The organism is Alcaligenes sp. GCM10023179, assembly GCF_042653705.1.
Lineage (GTDB): Bacteria > Pseudomonadota > Gammaproteobacteria > Burkholderiales > Burkholderiaceae_B > Alcaligenes > Alcaligenes phenolicus.
Map to the genome: position 1 here is coordinate 1,378,492 of NZ_JBHSIQ010000001.1, position 16,888 is coordinate 1,395,379.

The 16,888-nt window shown below is 49.4% G+C and carries 11 protein-coding genes and 1 other RNA gene; 6 read left to right on the forward strand and 6 right to left on the reverse strand.

Annotated features, from left to right (window positions below; all coding sequences use genetic code 11):
* Window positions 1-57: 57 nt before the first annotated feature.
* From ACFPDR_RS06145 to sstT, 3 genes are all read right to left on the reverse strand, one after another.
* The gene (locus ACFPDR_RS06145) at window positions 58-561 is read right to left on the reverse strand and encodes a nucleoside 2-deoxyribosyltransferase (protein ID WP_009456284.1); all 504 of its coding nucleotides are present in this window, start codon (window positions 559-561) and stop codon (window positions 58-60) included.
* Between the two features lie 333 nt (window positions 562-894).
* A complete protein-coding gene (locus tag ACFPDR_RS06150) occupies window positions 895-1,527 on the reverse strand; it encodes a LysE family translocator (RefSeq protein WP_376910844.1) in 633 nt (210 codons plus the stop codon).
* A 158-nt stretch (window positions 1,528-1,685) separates the two neighbouring features.
* Window positions 1,686-2,912, reverse strand: a complete 1,227-nt coding sequence (sstT, locus tag ACFPDR_RS06155) for a serine/threonine transporter SstT (RefSeq protein WP_060186886.1) — start codon at window positions 2,910-2,912, stop codon at window positions 1,686-1,688.
* A gap of 144 nt (window positions 2,913-3,056) precedes the next feature.
* Between sstT and ssrA the strand changes: the two genes are divergently transcribed.
* Window positions 3,057-3,418, forward strand: a transfer-messenger RNA (tmRNA) gene (gene ssrA / locus ACFPDR_RS06160).
* Between the two features lie 64 nt (window positions 3,419-3,482).
* Here ssrA and ACFPDR_RS06165 read toward each other — a convergent pair.
* Window positions 3,483-4,670 (reverse strand): tyrosine-type recombinase/integrase, encoded by a 1,188-nt coding sequence (locus ACFPDR_RS06165; protein ID WP_376910847.1) that lies wholly within the window; start codon window positions 4,668-4,670, stop codon window positions 3,483-3,485.
* 508 nt (window positions 4,671-5,178) lie between these two features.
* Here ACFPDR_RS06165 and ACFPDR_RS06170 point away from each other — a divergent pair.
* The 4 genes from ACFPDR_RS06170 to ACFPDR_RS06185 all read left to right on the forward strand — a co-directional run bounded on the left by ACFPDR_RS06170 (window position 5,179) and on the right by ACFPDR_RS06185 (window position 11,101).
* On the forward strand, window positions 5,179-5,445 hold the full coding sequence (locus ACFPDR_RS06170; RefSeq protein WP_003802952.1) for a transcriptional regulator: 267 nt from the start codon (window positions 5,179-5,181) through the stop codon (window positions 5,443-5,445).
* A gap of 522 nt (window positions 5,446-5,967) precedes the next feature.
* Window positions 5,968-7,425: an SEC-C metal-binding domain-containing protein gene (locus ACFPDR_RS06175; protein ID WP_376910849.1), complete on the forward strand. Its 1,458-nt coding sequence runs from the start codon at window positions 5,968-5,970 to the stop codon at window positions 7,423-7,425.
* A gap of 110 nt (window positions 7,426-7,535) precedes the next feature.
* Window positions 7,536-9,440 (forward strand): ATP-dependent nuclease, encoded by a 1,905-nt coding sequence (locus ACFPDR_RS06180; RefSeq protein WP_376910851.1) that lies wholly within the window; start codon window positions 7,536-7,538, stop codon window positions 9,438-9,440.
* Window positions 9,437-11,101 carry a UvrD-helicase domain-containing protein gene (locus ACFPDR_RS06185; protein WP_376910853.1) on the forward strand — a complete coding sequence of 555 codons (1,665 nt, stop codon included), beginning with the start codon at window positions 9,437-9,439 and terminating at the stop codon, window positions 11,099-11,101. Before ACFPDR_RS06180 ends, ACFPDR_RS06185 begins: the two co-directional genes overlap by 4 nt.
* Window positions 11,102-11,239: 138 nt before the next feature.
* Here ACFPDR_RS06185 and ACFPDR_RS06190 read toward each other — a convergent pair whose 3' ends face one another.
* Window positions 11,240-13,336 carry a hypothetical protein gene (locus ACFPDR_RS06190; RefSeq protein ID WP_376910855.1) on the reverse strand — a complete coding sequence of 699 codons (2,097 nt, stop codon included), beginning with the start codon at window positions 13,334-13,336 and terminating at the stop codon, window positions 11,240-11,242.
* A gap of 60 nt (window positions 13,337-13,396) precedes the next feature.
* On the reverse strand, window positions 13,397-13,564 hold the full coding sequence (locus ACFPDR_RS06195) for a hypothetical protein (RefSeq protein WP_376910857.1): 168 nt from the start codon (window positions 13,562-13,564) through the stop codon (window positions 13,397-13,399).
* A 1,405-nt stretch (window positions 13,565-14,969) separates the two neighbouring features.
* Here ACFPDR_RS06195 and ACFPDR_RS06200 point away from each other — a divergent pair.
* Entirely contained in the window at window positions 14,970-16,853 is a 1,884-nt protein-coding gene (locus ACFPDR_RS06200; protein ID WP_376910859.1) for a ParB/RepB/Spo0J family partition protein, read from the forward strand.
* Window positions 16,854-16,888 lie beyond the last annotated feature (35 nt).

Consider the following 16,888-nt stretch of genomic DNA (forward strand, 5'->3'; position numbering starts at 1 on the left):
TGACTCTGTTTGACTGCTTGTGATTGATTAATCAGCAGTATTTTTTCCGAAAATGAATTAGCCAATAGCTTTGAAATAATCCTGTGCGGCGATCAGGGCATCCGTAAAGGAGCCGTGTACAAACTCCGTGCTGATCGCCACCATCAAGTTCGAGGGCAGGCCAAAGTCTTCGATCAGCGCACCATTGCGATCACGCCAGATCTGGCTGGCCGGGTCCAGCACAACTGGGCTGTAGTGCTCGCGTACGGTGTCCAGAACGGTATCGGCGGTAGAGCGGTAGGTAAAAACAGGCAGGCCCTGGGCTACGGCGTAACCGATTTCAAAAGCGGTGCCGGTATCAATCTCTGCGCCTCGAAAGGGCGTGATGTTGGCCAGAACCGCATCGGCTTGGTCCAGTAGACGAATATTGTGGTGGTAGATAGCCGAGGCCTCGATCTCTTCCTGATCAACGGGATGCAAGGGCTTGAAGCCAAAGTCTCGTACCAATTGCTTGTGCAGCTTGGCACGCTCGGTGGCATCGCTGAAAAACACATCAGGACCCGCTAAATAGATACGCTTCATCTTGGCTCCTTGTTGATTCGGGGTGAAGGGAAATCGTGCCGGTTCAGGCTGGGCTGCTGGCCGCTGGGGCAAACCGGAATTTGTGAGACATGGCTGTTCTGAACCCATAGCAGGCTATTCGTGGTGGCCATCTGAATGATGATATACGATCCCATCAGCCTGAACATGGCGCTGGGTGTAAGGACCTGGCACGGGTTTGCGGTTTGTCGTTTGGCCTGTTGCTCTAGCGTCACGGATGGTGAGGTGCAGTCTTGTGGTAGGCAAGACTGGGTTGCAGCACATAAGAAAAAGGGACCGATTCAGGTCCCTTGTTTTCCTTGGAGGTTGCGATCTTCAGTTGGCATTACCGCGTCGATACAGACTTAACGCAATACCCAGACCTGCCAGCATGCCAGCACAAGCCCGGTTCAACCAACGCATAGCCTTGCCGGAAAGCAGCCGCATGGCGTGATGGCCACCCACGGCGTAGACAGTCATTAAAGCCATATCAATCAGGGCTGTGACCAAGGCCAGTGTGATGTACTGAACGGCAATCGCTTCTTCCGGACGAATGAATTGCGGCAAAAATGCAGAGAAGAACAGCAGCGCTTTAGGGTTGGACAGGGCAACCAGCAAAGATCGCAGAAAAGCCGCGCGACCCGTCCGAACTTTTTCCGTGGGAGTGTCCGTCTGGATAGATCTGACCGGAGCGTGCCAGAGACCATAGGCCAGATAGAGCAGATACGCCGCACCTATCCACTTCACCACTGTGAAAAGCTGCTCGGAGGCAAGCAGCAGCGCGCCCAGTCCACAGCCGACAGCAGCAATCAGAATCAGGTCCGAGAGCGCCGCACCCGCAATACCGCATGCTGCGATCCGTTTGCCGCCATGTGCACCATTGTTCAAGGCAAGCAGCATGGTGGGACCCGGCATGATAGTGACGGCCGATACTGCAACGATATACAGAGAAAGGCTGGCTAAATCCACGAAGATTCCTTGGTAAGAGTCTGATTGCAGAAGCATTGAGTGCCTGCGCACTCAAGCATGGCGGCGGGTGCTTGGGCTGAGGCAATCAGGCGTTGCTTGATCGGCCTACAAAAAAGGCCAGCCTGAATGGCTGGCCCCTTGTGCGTCAAGATATCAAATCAGGCACGGCCTGGTTCGAGTGTTGCCGCAGCGGTAAACAGCACGTCGGTCGAGGAGTTCAAGGCCGTTTCTACCGAGTCTTGCACCACCCCAATCACGAAACCTACACCAACGACTTGCATGGCGACATCGTTGGAAATTCCGAACATATTGCATGCTAGTGGAATCAGCAGCAAAGAGCCACCGGCCACGCCAGACGCACCGCAAGCCGCAATGGTAGCCACCAGGCTCAGCAACAGGGCGGTAGGCAGGTCAGCCGGGATTTCCAGTGTGTGCACCGCAGCCAGCGTCAAGACGGTAATCGTGACGGCAGCACCGGCCATATTGATGGTGGCACCCAGTGGAATTGACACCGAGTAGGTATCTTTATGCAGGCCCAGGCGTTCGCACAAAGCCATGTTCACAGGGATGTTGGCCGCAGAACTGCGGGTGAAAAAGGCTGTGATACCGCTTTCACGCAGGCAGGTGAATACCAGCGGGTAGGGGTTGCGACGAAGCTTGGCAAACACGATCAAGGGGTTGATGACCAGAGCCACCACCAACATGCAGCCTACCAGCACGAGCAGCAGCAAACCGTATTGGCGCAGCGCATCAAAGCCCGATTCAGCAATAGTGACTGCTACCAGACCAAAAATACCCAGCGGTGCAAAGCGAATGACCAGGCGCACCAAGGACGACACGGCATTGGCCATATCGGTCAGCAGGTCGCGAGAGCCTTGCGAGCCGTGTTTCAGTGCCAGGCCCAGAGCAATAGCCCAGGCCAAAATGCCCATGTAGTTGGCGTTGAGCAAGGCATCAACCGGGTTCACCACAATGCTGGTCAGCAGATCCAGCAATACCTCAACGATATTGCCAGGAGGGTTCAAGGTGGCATCGGCCAGATCCAGCTTGAGCTTGACGGGGAAGGCGAAGCTGGCGATTACGGCAATCAGTGCAGCCAGGAAGGTGCCCAGCACGTACAAGAGCAAAATAGGACCCATGCGGGTGGAGGACTGGGCTTTTTGGTTGGCAATGGAAGACATCACCAGAACAAACACCAGAATCGGCGCAACCGACTTCAAGGCAGAGACAAATAATTGGCCCAGCAGGGCGATCGAGTGCGCGGCATCGGGAGCAAAGCGTCCCAGCAAAATACCGGCGACCAAACCGATCACAATTTGAGTAACAAGACTGCCGTGCAGGATAAAGCCTAATGGGCCTCTGGCTTGATTGGCGGGATGGGCCATGAAAAGCGACTCCAAACAAATGGGTAGGCGTGAAGTACGTGAAAAACGCTCTGGCGAGGACTCAGCCAGAGCGCGGAAGAGGGTTATTCTAGCACTAGGCGCTATACATTTTGTAGCCGATGTGATATGGTTGCTAATCCACATGGGGTCGACATGGCTTCGACGTGGGTCAAGAAGCAGATCAGGGCGTGTCGAGCACCAGTACGCTCGTAAATCCACTGGAAAACTACAAACGCCAACGACGAGCGTTTCGCTCTAGCCGCTTAAGGCTGGGCCACTGCACTAATTTGTCTTTGGGTTAGGTAGGGCAACCTACAGCAGTGTTATTTACAAAGAATCGAATCGGCCTGCGCCACGAAGTCCGGTTCTAAAACTTAGTGGATCGCCAAGGAAAGGCCTGTCAATTGGCACAGTCCAAGGTTAAAACTTAAAATTAATTGACTACACATGTAGAACTGTCTGTGGACGGCTTGCGGACGGGGGTTCAATTCCCCCCGACTCCACCAAAATTTCTTGAAAAATCAGTATGTTAAAAAAAGATCGTGTCAGAATTTCTGACACGATCTTTTTTTATTGTGTTGAGTGAAGAGCGATGAGTCGGTTGCGTACTACTTGGGTCCCGAAAGTGGCCTCCGCCTTCTCCCCGGCTTGGGAGTTCGCGTCAGGCATCCATTTTCCGTAGACCTTGGCAATCATCGTCCAGTCTCTATGTCCCATTTGTTTAGCGACCCACATGGGGTTCTCTCCGGCGCTGAGCATCATTGAGGCATAGGTATGCCTGGTTTGATAAGGCCATCTGTAGCGAACACAAGCTGTTTTGAGTAGCTGGGTCCAGGTATCTCTGATTGGCTTGTCACCTGTCCATCGCTGGTTGGTGCGTGGATTGAGGAAGATAGCTTCGCCTTTGTTCGCCGTGTATTGCCGTTGAGAGAGGAGGGCCTCCAGAGCAGGAGCCAGAATCTTGATTTGTCTGCGTCCTGCCATGGTTTTAGTGGTTTCGGCTACACCCTTGGCTGCCTGGGTAATGGCTCGACGGATATTGATCAGATTTCGATCGAAGTCGATATCAGCCCAGTTCAAGGCGATGAGTTCGCTCGTGCGGACACCTGTCCAGAACGCAAACTGTATCTGATGCCGTAGCTGTGGGTCAGCGGTGGCCAGGATAGAAGTTTGCTCGGACAGTGTGAACGGATCGATATCGTCGACTTCTTTGACTTTGGCTTTGCGTTGGAAGCAGTAGTTGGCCATGCAGTTGATATCAAGCAGCTCGTCGTCAACCGCATCTGAAAGTGCTTTGCGTATCACGCTCTGGATGTTGACCAGTCGTTTGTTTCCGCATGGCATTGTTTCTAGCCACTCTTTGATTGCCCGTCGTTTTAACTGAGGGAGCAAAAGGTCGCCGAATTGAGGAACAATCAGATTGTCCACAATTTTTCTGTAGCCTTCGTAGCTAGATGCCTTTAAAACAGCTTTTTGTGAACGGAGCCAATGTGTGAGGTAGTTGGAGATTTTCTCAGTGTGGCCACTAGTAGTTATGTGTTTTTTAACTCTAGGGCTGTTTGGGAAATGAGCGGCATATTCGAATGTCCCATCTTTGATGGCGCTTAGAATAACAGACCGCTTTTTCTGGGCTACCTCAAGATTTTTAGGAGTTGGGATTAGCGGAATAATCTCCCGATAACGTACTCCACCATACTGAAATGAAATTTGAATACTGGTTTTTGAGGCGGGAGTGACACCGCAACTATTTTTGCTCATAAGGTACTGAGATCCGTCACTGCCGCTAATAGGCAGTAAAAATTCCAGAACTTCATGTGAAGCCCAAAATAACGCTGTGTGCTAGACGGCTTCAGTCTGGCAACAGCCAGAAGATTGTGGGCACGTACAGCTGAAGCTGCATCGTGCCCTGCTTAATGATCCACTTTACTGTTTGGAGAACTAACTCAGGGAATCGAATTAGTTTGTCGAGAATTACCCGCCATCCTCGAAAGGCTGTCTCACGACAGTACGGCGCCCAAGATTGCTGGGTCGTCAGTGTTGACCTCTCTTATTGCCTACCCTACAAGCCCGAGGGACACTGATTTTTCACAGATTTATCTTCTGCCTCCGTGGTGTGTCGGGCAGCCGCGCAGTCGCTTACCAGTGGGGTAGGGCGCGGTATTTATCGATTTAGGTTGTTAAAGAGCTGCTATTACTTAGCAATTGATCGTATTATTAGCCGTTGTCTAATTTTAGTCAACAGCTCTCTGCTCGTTAAATGTGCTTTATGAATTTTGATAATCAATCCCCGTCCGAAAATACAGATGGATCTGATCATGTGAGGCGTGCCATTAAAATTGTTGGCAGCGGAGTGGCGTTGGCTGAGCGACTGGGTGTCACCCCTGTGAGCCTCAACAACTGGGCGTCTGGAAAGCGGCCTGTGCCGATCATTCGATGTGTGGAAATCGAGGAGATAACAGGTGGACAAGTGACTCGCAAGCAGCTACGGCCGGATGATTGGCATCAGATTTGGCCAGAACTAAGAGAAAAATAACAATTTTGTTACGAGTCAAAAAACTTAGATCATAACGCTATTTAAATAAATTGCCCACTTTACAGTGGGCTTTTTTGTGGCTACTGAAAATATTAGGATAGTAATATTTTATTTTTGATTGATTCTAATAGGTGTTTTTTAGATATATTAATAAAGCTATTGACTCTCATTATCTGGCGGCTAATTTTTTATTTGTGTAACATGTCTGTGGCTTTGTGGAAGGTTGGATTTAAGCGGGAAATTCAGTGTGGGTGGATTGGTAAAATTACTTATTCTTTGTGTGTTTTGCTTTGAAAAATCTGTGCTCGGTTTGAGCGTTTTCTGATCAATTTCGATGTAAATAGGCATGCCGAGTACATGCTAGGGCTTAGTTGTTATGTCTGATTTAGTGTGGTTTTGAATTGAATGAAAACAGCAGGTATTATTTGCCTTCTTATTTAATGCTTTAGCTTGATAAATACTGCGACACTTATGCTTACGGTGATACACAAAGAAGGTGGGTCTACGCCAGGCGAAGAGGCCTTGGCTAAGCTCGCCGAGGCTTCTTTTTTCGGGCTTTGGAGCTATGCGTCTGTTCAACGCCTTATCCAGAAGAGAGGTCGTTCTTTTGCCCACGAAGTGGCTGACCTTCTTGTGTTCTTTGAGCGTGATGTCATCATTTTTTCCGAGAAGGATATTAAGTTCCCCGAGTCTAGAGATATCCATACGGCGTGGGCGCGGTGGTTTCGGAAATCAGTACGTGACTCAGTTGATCAACTACGAGGCGCTGAGGCGTATATCAAGTCCGGACGTGGCTCCCTGTTCCTAGATGCAAAATGTACTCAGCCGTTTCCATTTATGTTGAATACCCCAGACCTTAGGATACATTTGGTTGCTATCTGCAGAAATTCGTGCCAACCAGGGGAACGCTATTTTGAACATTTCAACGACGAGGGTGTGGAGTTTCAGAGTACGGGAACATTTATCTTTAATGCGTCTTTTGATGAGAAAGAGATGCTCGCGCATCCTTTTACGATTGGGGACTTTGATCGGGCGAAGACTTTTGTTCATGTTTTTGATGAGGAGTCGTTGTTTCTATTGATGTCTGAGCTGGATACCGGTCCGGACTTCATAGACTATCTTCTCGTACGAGAGCGCGCCATTCGTGGAGAGCGGTTAGTTCACTTTTGTGGGGAGGAGGACTTTCTCTGTGCCTACTTGGCTAATATGGGTGAGGAGGGGTTTGGTGGTTTTTTTGAGAGGCCTCCTAGAACTGTCGTCGAGATTCCGGAAGCGTTGGCTCTTGAAGAGCACTTGTGGCGTAATTTTTTGAGGTCGCCCGAATATGCTCACCATGCGGAGGCTCGACGTTACGCAGGTGCATGGAAACGGCTTACCGACGATTTTTCCCGAGCCATATTGACTGCTACAGTTGGAGAAGCACAGGATCAGTCGCTTCAGGTTCATGAGCGAGCTGTGCGTACTTTGGCCGCTGAGAACCGAATCTCTCGTTCCATGCTGGGACGTTTGCTTGTTGATATTCTCAGTATTGCACCTAGCCAGGCAGTGACAGTGCGTGTGACGTATTCGTTGTCGAATCGGGGTCGGCTTTACATCTTCTTGATCTATCCACGATTAAAAAGTCATGAGTCTTATGATGACTATCGCAAAGAGCGTCTGGATTGGATGAAATTATATGCGCTGTCTGCCCAAGTAAAATTTTCGGAGTATGACGAAATCGTTGTCCTTGGGGTTGACCCAAAGGAAACAGTGGGAGGATCTGAGACAGTTTTGGTCGTTGACGCCTATCCTGATATGCCGCAAGACTTGAAAGCGCAGACGCTAAAGGCAATGGAAGAACAAGGCATCTTCACTGGAAAAAATGCTCCAGTTCGTTCTGTGCGTCCCCCCATCCAAACACTTCGCCCAAAGCAGCCCAAAGTGAACGAGCCGTGTAGTTGTGGCTCAGGTAAGAAATACAAAAAGTGCTGCCGACCATGACTGAGCACAAGCGCTAATTCAAAGCTGATGTTGTAAGCGTCAACTGTCAGGTCTTCTATCTCAATGTTTTTATAAATTTCTTAAGTGGCTGGCCTAAGCGGAGTTAATTAATGAAGCTTCAAGCAATCCGATTGTTTAACTTTCAGTCTTTTGGTGCAACGCCAACTGAGCTTACGCTGGAGGAAATTACCTATCTGATTGGTCCAAATGGCTCAGGTAAAACGGCTGCGCTTCAGGCTTTATGTCGGCTTTTTGCCTTCGATCCATCGCTGCGTCGTATAGTGAGATCGGACTTTCATGTTCCATTTGATGAGGTGGTTCCTCCTGTTGAGCGTCAGCTATGGATTGAGGTCGACTTCTTTTTTCCGGAGCTTGCTAATGATGGAGACAACAGTACTGTTGCACCTCATTTTGGTCATATGCGCCTCGACGAAGTGGATGGTGTACCGCGCGTGCGTTTCCGTCACACCGCCGTCATGGGGTTGGATGGAGACATAGAGGAAAGTTTGGTTTACGTATTGGACATTGATCCCGATGGTTCGCCATTGAATACGGCGCAGGTACCTAGAGCTGAGCGCAATCATATTCAGGTTCATTACTTACCAGCGCGTCGTGACCCCGCTGATCATATTGCTTATGGCGCTAATGCTTTGCTTGGCCGTATGCTGCGTGCAGTTAACTGGGATGCTGAGCGAAGTACTATCAAGGGGCTTACCGATCAAATTAGCGGCAGTTTGGCATCGAATTCGGCAATCAGTGCTTTTAGCATAAGTTTGAAGGCAGCGTGGGGGGATTTGCATAAAGGTAGTTTTTTTGCTGATCCGAAGCTCACCTTTGTCGCGTCAGAGATTGAGGCTTTGTTAAGACACATGTCTGTGTCTTTCTCTCCAGGACACGATGAGCAGTTAGTTGATTTTTCACGGCTGAGTGACGGTCAGAAATCAATGCTATATCTTTCTCTTGTGCTGTCTTCGCAAGCAATTGGACGTGCTGTCTTGTCTGCAGAGAATGATTCATTTGATGTAGACAAGTTGCGTCCGCCTGTTTTTACTGTGGTTGCAGTCGAGGAACCGGAGAACAGTTTGTCGCCGCATTTTCTAGGAAGGATAGTCAATGCGCTGAACAGGATGGTTGGTGACGGGGACGCGCAAGCTTTAATTGCAACCCATGCGCCGTCTATGCTCAGGCGTGTCGCTCCAGAGCTTATTCGATATCTGCGCTTAAACAAAGAACGGACATCACGTGTCACACGTATTCAGTTACCGAATACTGCGAGTGACGCTCACAAGTTTGTGCGTGAGGCTGTGCAAGCATTTCCAGAAGTCTATTTCTCCCGTCTTGTGGTTTTGGGTGAGGGAGATAGCGAAGAGATTGTATTGCCTCGTCTTCTCCAGGCTAAAGGGGTTCTAGTTGATGAAGCAGCGGTTTCAATAGCACCTTTAGGCGGGCGCCATGTGAATCATTTCTGGCGCTTGTTGTCAGCTTTGGAAATACCTTATCTAACACTGCTTGATCTGGACGTTGCGCGCTATCAAGCAGGGTGGGGACGATTTCAGTACGTTAATGACCAGTTGGCGGCATACGAGCCAAGCAAGGTTCTTACTGGCGGCTATAGTATTCCCCGTTGGGATGATCCAAATTACAAAGTTCGGGATTATGCATGGTATGTGGATTTTTTTGAGGAACGGGGTGTCTATTTCTCGTATCCGATGGATCTGGATTTTTCAATGATGCTAGCTTATCCAGATGCTTATGCTGTTGAGGCAGAAAAGCCAGACGAGTCGATGATCAAGGCTGTTCTTGGAAAAAGCCATCACGAGGTAAGTCAATACAGCGAAGACGAACAGCTTTTGTTTGGTATCTATCACCGTAGATTCAAACTAGCGAGCAAGCCTGCTGCCCACATTGAAGCTCTAGCTAAACTTAGCGATAAGAGCCTGCTTGCGACTATTCCATTATCAATCGGACGTTTAGCTGATGCGGTCGTAGCAAAGCTAAAGGAGTTGCCCGAGTGATCGCCATCGATGTTTGGAGTCCCGCTGATGGGCTAGTACTCGAACCAAATGCTTTGCTTGCGGTTAAGGAGCAGGAGCGAAGTCTCGCACTTACAGCTGGCCCGGGGGCGGGAAAGACAGAAATGTTGGCGCAGCGGGCAGACTTTCTACTACGTACTGGCATATGTCGATATCCCAAACGTATTTTGGCTATTTCGTTCAAGGTTGATGCCAGTAGTAATCTGAAGGAACGAGTGAGACGGCGTTGTGGTTCAGAACTTGCGATACGGTTTGATAGCTATACTTTTCACGCATTTGCCAAGCGCATCATTGATCGCTTCCGTCTTATATTGACGGGTACCCTTGCGCTGGACGTTAACTATAAAATTGTTGAACGCAAGGTGAAGCCGTCCCGCCAGGAAATTGAGTTTGCCGACCTTGTTCCTTTGTCAATTGAGATTTTGCGGAAGTCAGCTCTAGCGCGAAATGCTATACGTCAAACCTACAGTGACGTTTTTCTAGATGAATTCCAAGATTGTACTAATTTACAGTACGAGTTGTTGAAGCTCGCGTTTCAAGGCAGCAGTGTCCGCCTAACTGCTGTGGGTGATACGAAGCAGAAAATTATGGGTTGGGCAGGGGCCATGGATGGTATTTTCCAGGTTTTTGTTATCGATTTTGCTGCTACCCCGCTTAACATGTACCGCAACTTTCGGTCTAAACCGCGCTTGCTGCGATTACAGAATGAGATTATCCGGAGGCTCGACCCTTCTTCTGTCATGCCTGATGAAATGCTTGGTTATGACGGAGGAGAGGTGTTTGCATTGCACTTTGAGAACTGTCGTAAGGAAGCAGATTACCTTGCAAGTGTTATTGACGGCTGGATTAAAACTGAAAAAATACCGCCTGCAGAAATTGCGATTCTCATCCGCAGTCAGCTTGACTTGTACTCTAGCCATCTTATGACTGCATTAGAGGCAGTTGGAGTTCCTTTTCGCAACGAGCAACAGATGCAAGACATTACCGTTGAGCCGGCAGCCCGTTTGATTGTTGACTATTTATCTTGTCTTTATGGCCAGCGTGAGCCTAAGGCATGGACTCGAGTTATGAATCAACTGCTCCCGTTTTCTGATGAAGAGACTCAGTCAAGCGCTCGCAAGAGTTTTGATCGGTTTATCAGGCGGCAAAGAAAAGAAGTGGTTACTGCAGAACTACTTGGTGAGCCTTTCTTGGGATGGTGGGATCTTGTGGTTCCCTTTTTGAAGGAAGTTAGTCTTGAGACGTTGATGTCGCTTTCCCCAGACTATGAATCACGTGCTCGACTTAGAGAGGTTATCCGTGATACTAAGATGCGAATTGAAGAGCTGCTAAACCTAGATCCTGACTTACTTAGAGCCCTAGGGCGCTTTTCTGACGATCAGGCAGTTCGAATCTTGACTATACATAAGAGTAAGGGTTTGGAGTTTGATTCGGTCATTATTATGGCCGTTGAAAATGAAAGTTTCTTTGGTAACCAGGATGAGAATCACTGCGCTTTCTTTGTTGGAGTGTCCCGTGCCAAAAAAAGATTGGTTATCACCCATGTAGATCAGCGGGAACGCCCAGAAGGGCATACGCGGCGTTGGGAAGTGCGGAGAACGGCTAAAACTGAATACCTTGACTATGTAAGAGCATTTACCTAGGAAAACATAATAACTATTGGGATTGACCGTAGTACGTGAACCTTAGTGGGCAGGGGGGGGGCCAGAAATCCGCCCGACGTAGTCAAGGCAAGCTGCGGTAGGCGTCATCCTGTCAACGTGCATCGCCGTGCAACGTCGTTAGGAACTAGATCCGGTAAAGTTATTATCTACGGTCAGATCATTTCGTGAACTCGGGAATATGCTCTTGAAATGACGCAATGCATTGTCAAGCAAAGCCTGTTTGTTTTCGTAGTCACCGCTATAACGCCCGGATTTTCCATTGATAATCCATTTCCCAGATGCCCTTTTGAGCTCACCTGCAATTCTGGCAGGTCGGAAGCCTGTAAGTCGTGGGTGTCCAATACCAGGAACCTCATCAGCTATAACCAATGATCCATCATGAGTGATAACCCAAATCAACGAGTGCGCATTCTCATTTTCCAGGAGGGCCGGGAACAAGTCTTCAAGAGACTTCTCAGAGGCATCATAAAAACTCGAAGCGGACGGATTTACTGGCAGATCACCCTCGGCGACCTCAGGAGCCTTAAAATACCGTGGCGCCCTCAGCTTTCCGAACGTCTCATCTAGATGCATATTCAATTCTTTCTTGGGCTTTCGGAGTTTCCGCAGAAAGGAACTGAGAAAGTCCGGATCAGCGTCAGAAATCTCCAGAGAAGTGGTCGAGTCGGCGTATTTCAACATCAGCGCTAGGATGGCATCCGCGCTAAGACTATCTCGAACCAGGATTGCAGATACTGCATCTCCTTGAGGAATATCGGTGGCATCTATCAACATATCGAAAGCCGGTTTCTCTTGGAATGAAAATTCGACTATCCATTGAAAACGCGCCAGACTCGAGGTTAAAAACTCCAATCGCTGAATCCCGTACGTCGCTGTCGACTCTGGAGGCTGACAGTTAACTAGCGAACCTCTCTCCCAAACAACCTTTTTTAGGTCGGATATTTCCAGCAACCTGATTCGAAAGTCGATTTGGCTAAGATCGCTAGGACTATTCGATTCACTCTTGACGTTAGCCTTAAGCAATTTCACTTCTTTCTTGTGAAGCCTGATGATAGACCGGCAGGTGCGCTGCACGGAGGAAAGAGGAATCCGCACTTTTCTGTTTGTCGCAGCAATCAGGTGCTCGGGGACGAGCCACTCATGCGGTGGAAGCCATTCACCTTTCTCTTTCATTTGGAGCTTGATGCCACAAGTCAGATTATTTGTGGCAACTTCTTTTCTTTGATCTTCGTCTAGGCTGACCAGTGCCGCGCGCACAAAGGGACCGAGGCGGTCATCATGAAGATAGAGAAAAATTTGATCTGACTCCGACACTTTGTAACCAAGAACCGTTACAGCGTGGGCTCCTTTAAACTTCGCTATTTCCCCAGTTTCATCCGCGGAAAATACGGACGTTCCAAGGATGACTGGAATGCGACTGTCTATATAACATTTTATTGTTTCAACCAAGTCCTTCGCAGAAATCCTCTTGAGGCTCTCGAAATGATGCCGCAGGCCTTCCACATCGAGTGCACGTAGTATCTGCTTGTTCGAAAGGTCCTTGTTCGGAAAGCTATTGTTAGACCCTTCGATGAAATTTATTGCATCTGTGGTGATCTGACTGCAGGATGGAATCTCGCGTACTTGCTTCCAGAACATCGCATTCAGGGCACACCAGATTGATGTGGTCGCACATGCTGCGACGATTTTGTCTTGCTCCTGGAAGGCAATGGAGTTGACTGTCAAGGGTACACCAAAGAAGCTGACATGGTAGAGCCGCGATAGAAGTGAGAATTTGCTCTGCGAGGGCCCCATCGTTTCAGAATACTGCTTTAAACACGTTCTTCCGATAAAGGTCTTTGGCAGTGGTTTGATCACCATGAAGCCAAGATATGTCGACTGAAGATCAGTATGCTCTTTAGGCTCGACATTGCCATTCAGTAACGTCTCTAACTGCTGGTGGTCTAGTTCTTTCGAGAAGAAATGTAATCGAGAGCAGGTGTGTCCAGAGCTATTAAATCGACGGACGTAAAATTTTGAATAATCGTCAAGATAGTCTTTGTCGATATAGTTATACTCAAGAACGACAGATTTTGCTCCTATCTCTTCTAGGTATCTAAAGATGTAATCTATCTGTGGCTTGTTAAAAATATCTAAGAAATCGGAGTTGATGCACTCCTTGATTAGGTTGCTGAATGTCGATTTCTGAAATGCACAAACCAAAAATGGAATCATTTTATCTTTTTAGGCAAAAAAATAGCAGCCCTAGGGCTGCTGCTGAGACGCGGAATATGCTTACAGGCTATATGTACGTGCGAAGTCTTCCGGAGCCGCGAATTTGCGAGTAGTCTCCTCCTCGTAGATCCTTGAGGCGTCAGCAACAACTTCACGCAGAGCGTCCAAACGATCTGTGTCGACGTCGACAGACGCTTTGGCAGCAGCGATCATTTCGGCAACAGTCATGACAAAACTCCGACAGAATTCAGTAGGATGTGCGCCTTTCTTTTGACGCAGGTGGCCTAACATAATAACGCAACCGATCCTTAGCGTAAAGGGGAACCTCTGCCGAAACGTTGTTGCGGTAGCAATCAATGCGTGCGAGATACGAGATCAGTTATGCAAGACATTAGTTATTAGCAAAAATAAAGAGCCGCAACCCTGTAGGTACTTCATTTAGGAGTGTGTCAACGCGTAACTGCCCTAGAGGGGCACTCGCAAACGGTAGGGATATCATCTTGAACGGCCTCTTACGGCAGAGTGGACGTTGGCTTCGGGGCGTCTCCTACCTTACGGTTTTGTCAGATCAAGTATGGGTTTGTACATAATTAACTGACTTTGGATCGGTTTTTTTAGTCAAAAGTTGAGCTATGCCACTATGCGCTGAGTGTGTCTGTTTGACGGGCTAGGCTTTATTGCCACGCAAGCGGCTCGACTGAATCCCTACGGATTTCATCAGCTCCTAGGTTAACGATCCTTTACACCTCCGGCCCTATTGGGCCTGCGCGCTTTGCTTGCCAGGGCCGCGGTGCGGCCTAGTTGGTGCGCTGCGCACAGAAGGCGCTCGCCGCGCGGCTGTGTTGCGTCCTCTCATTACTGGGCTACCGCGAATCCGATCTCGTCAGTCCGTCGCCCCAACAACGCCGACCGTACCATTCCAGGCCCGCACGCCAAGGGCTTTCGCGGCATAAACCGCTCGCTTCGCTCCCTATTTATTCCACGGTCCCTTTCCGTTTGTCCTTCCATGGTTCGGCACGGCAAGGGCGACGAACTAACGAGACCGGCGGCACACACCGCAAGCCGAAATGTAGAACGCAACACATATCTACGAATCGGGCTCGGAATCTTCGATCCCGGTCAGCGGTAAATCCTTGGAATGTTTAAAGGGGTGATTCATGCAAGCGCAGAAAACTCGGCATAAGGGGTACATCGTAACCGTGAAGGACGATGATGAAACATCTGAAACTCACTATGTGGTCAAGCCAAATGGGGCTGTTCTTTTCAGTTCTGGCCATGACCCACTAGACCCTCGTTTTGGCCCACGAAATAGCGATGATTGGGGCCAGTCATCAACCTTGCCTGAATGCGCGGTGTTCGTTGGATTTTTCTATATACACACAGCATAAAGAAGCCCCTGTTCGGCAGCAACCGAAACAGGGGCAGGCATCACACAACCTTGAAGGAGTTCACGTAATGCAAGTTGATCTTATCAAATTAGCCCAGGAATGGCGAGAAGCCCATGCGACCGCAACACCCTTTCGTTTACCAGGGTTGACCGTTGCCCAGTTGGGACTATTGTCCGCGCTCCTTTCCGAGTCATTGCCTGTGGTTGGCAATTCGACTGTTCATTGATTCAGAGAGAGTACGCATCATGAAACATAAAGCTATTGAGCTCGACCCGCGCAAACTGGTTGTCTCGGAGCAATACCAAGCTCGCAAGACCGCAAGTCAGACACCGTTGCCACAACTGGCTGACTCGATTGCGACTGTCGGCTTGCTTCATGCCCTGGCGGTAGTCAAAAGCAAAAAACGCGGTTTCCATGAGGTTATAGCAGGGGGACGGCGTTTGCAGGCAATCCATCATTTGTTGGAGGATGGGCGTTGGCCGGAAGGACAGTTAGTCGCAGGCAATCTCTACGATGAAGAAGATGCCTTGCTTGTGTCGATTACTGAGAACGTGCAGCGTGAGCAGATGCACCCGGCAGACGAGTTTGAAGCATTCGCTGAGCTGATCGGACAAGGCAAAATCATTGAAGATGTGGCTGCCGCGTTTGGCGTCACCGCAACCGTTGTGCGCCGTCGCTTGCAGTTAGGGCGAGTGGCACCCGCTTTGATGCAAGCATATCGTGACAATGAATTGCCTCTGGATGCGCTGATGGCGTATGCAATGACTGACAACCAAGATCGTCAAGTGCAGGTCTATTCCAATCTAAATATGTGGGACCGAAAGAGCCCCCGTGTTATTCGCGGCATGCTTGAAGAAGCCATGACAGCTAATCACCGGCTGGTGCATTTTATCGGCCTGGACGCTTATCAAGCGGCTGGCGGCGGGGTCACGAGAGATTTGTTTGCTGATGAAGATGACCTGAACGGTATCTATCTAATTGATAGAGCTTTGGTTGATCGACTGGCGCTCAACAAGTTGCAAGATACTGCTGCCAGTTTGAGGGCGCAGGGCTGGGCTTGGGCAGAGGTCACACTTGATTCTGAACCAGTCAGCAATCGCTATGGACGTGTTTATCCTGAGCAGGTTGATTTGACGCCGGAGCAAGCGGCGGCGATTGACCAGTTGCAAATCCAAGAAAAAACGCTGATGCATGACATAGCGATTCTTGAAGACGAGGAAGAAAAGGCTGATGAAGATGAATGGCAAGCATTGAATCAGCAGCTTGACGAACTACAAGAGCAAATCCGTGCGATTGAAAACCAGTGCGAAGCCTATACCGACAGTCAGAAAAACGTAGCAGGTTGTATTGTCCGTCTGGATTACCAAGGTGTACTGGACATAGTTGAAGGGTTGATTCGCCCGGAAGATCGTGCGCAAGCTCAGGAGCAGCAACAAGACGCTGAGGGAGTAGGGCGTGTTTCCCTGCCGGCAGTGAAGACCCGTCCAATGCATTCTGAACGCTTGGTGCGCCAGTTGACCGCCAATAAAACGGCCATTGTGCAAGCTGCCCTGGCCAACAATCCTAATGTGGCCTTGGCTGTGCTGGTCGCTCAACTGGCGCGTCGTCATTATGGCGCTGGCTATTACAGTCACGGTGGCTTTGGATTGGGTATTTCAACCAGTTGCGAGCCCTTGGCAGCAGACGCGCCAGACTTTCCGGAAAGCCGCGCAGGCCAAGAGTTAGCACGTATCGAGCAGCATTGGGGTGATGTGATTACTCCAGGTAGCGACGGTGGCGAGTTGGCCTGGGCGCTGAGTCAAGATACCGAGACACTGCTTGAACTATTGGCCTATTTGGTGGCTATTACCGTGCAGGGCATCCAACATCAGGAGTCCAGTCAGGCGGCCACACTTGATCAACTGGCCGGGTTGTTGGACGTACAAATACCTGAGTGGTGGAGTGCTACGGGGGAAACCTACTTAAGTCACGTCTCAAAAGATCGTTTGGTGGAAGTGGTTTCTATAGCAGCTTCGCCCGAGCAAGCTGCATCATTAGTGCGGATGAAGAAGAAAGAGGCGGTGGGAGCGGCAGAGCAAGCCTTGGATGGTACTGGTTGGCTACCATCAATTATGGCAATCAAAGACTGATTTCCGGAAGTGCTACCCCACTGTGGGGTAGCATC

Excerpts from the sequence above, each read along its gene's own strand:
- ACFPDR_RS06165 (WP_376910847.1), bottom strand. The coding sequence starts at position 4,670 with ATGAGCAAAAATAGTTGCGGTGTCACTCCCGCCTCAAAAACCAGTATT.
- sstT (WP_060186886.1), bottom strand. The coding sequence starts at position 2,912 with ATGGCCCATCCCGCCAATCAAGCCAGAGGCCCATTAGGCTTTATCCTG.
- ACFPDR_RS06200 (WP_376910859.1), top strand. The coding sequence starts at position 14,970 with ATGAAACATAAAGCTATTGAGCTCGACCCGCGCAAACTGGTTGTCTCG.
- ACFPDR_RS06190 (WP_376910855.1), bottom strand. The coding sequence starts at position 13,336 with ATGATTCCATTTTTGGTTTGTGCATTTCAGAAATCGACATTCAGCAAC.
- ACFPDR_RS06170 (WP_003802952.1), top strand. The coding sequence starts at position 5,179 with ATGAATTTTGATAATCAATCCCCGTCCGAAAATACAGATGGATCTGAT.
- ACFPDR_RS06180 (WP_376910851.1), top strand. The coding sequence starts at position 7,536 with ATGAAGCTTCAAGCAATCCGATTGTTTAACTTTCAGTCTTTTGGTGCA.
- ACFPDR_RS06145 (WP_009456284.1), bottom strand. The coding sequence starts at position 561 with ATGAAGCGTATCTATTTAGCGGGTCCTGATGTGTTTTTCAGCGATGCC.
- ACFPDR_RS06195 (WP_376910857.1), bottom strand. The coding sequence starts at position 13,564 with ATGACTGTTGCCGAAATGATCGCTGCTGCCAAAGCGTCTGTCGACGTC.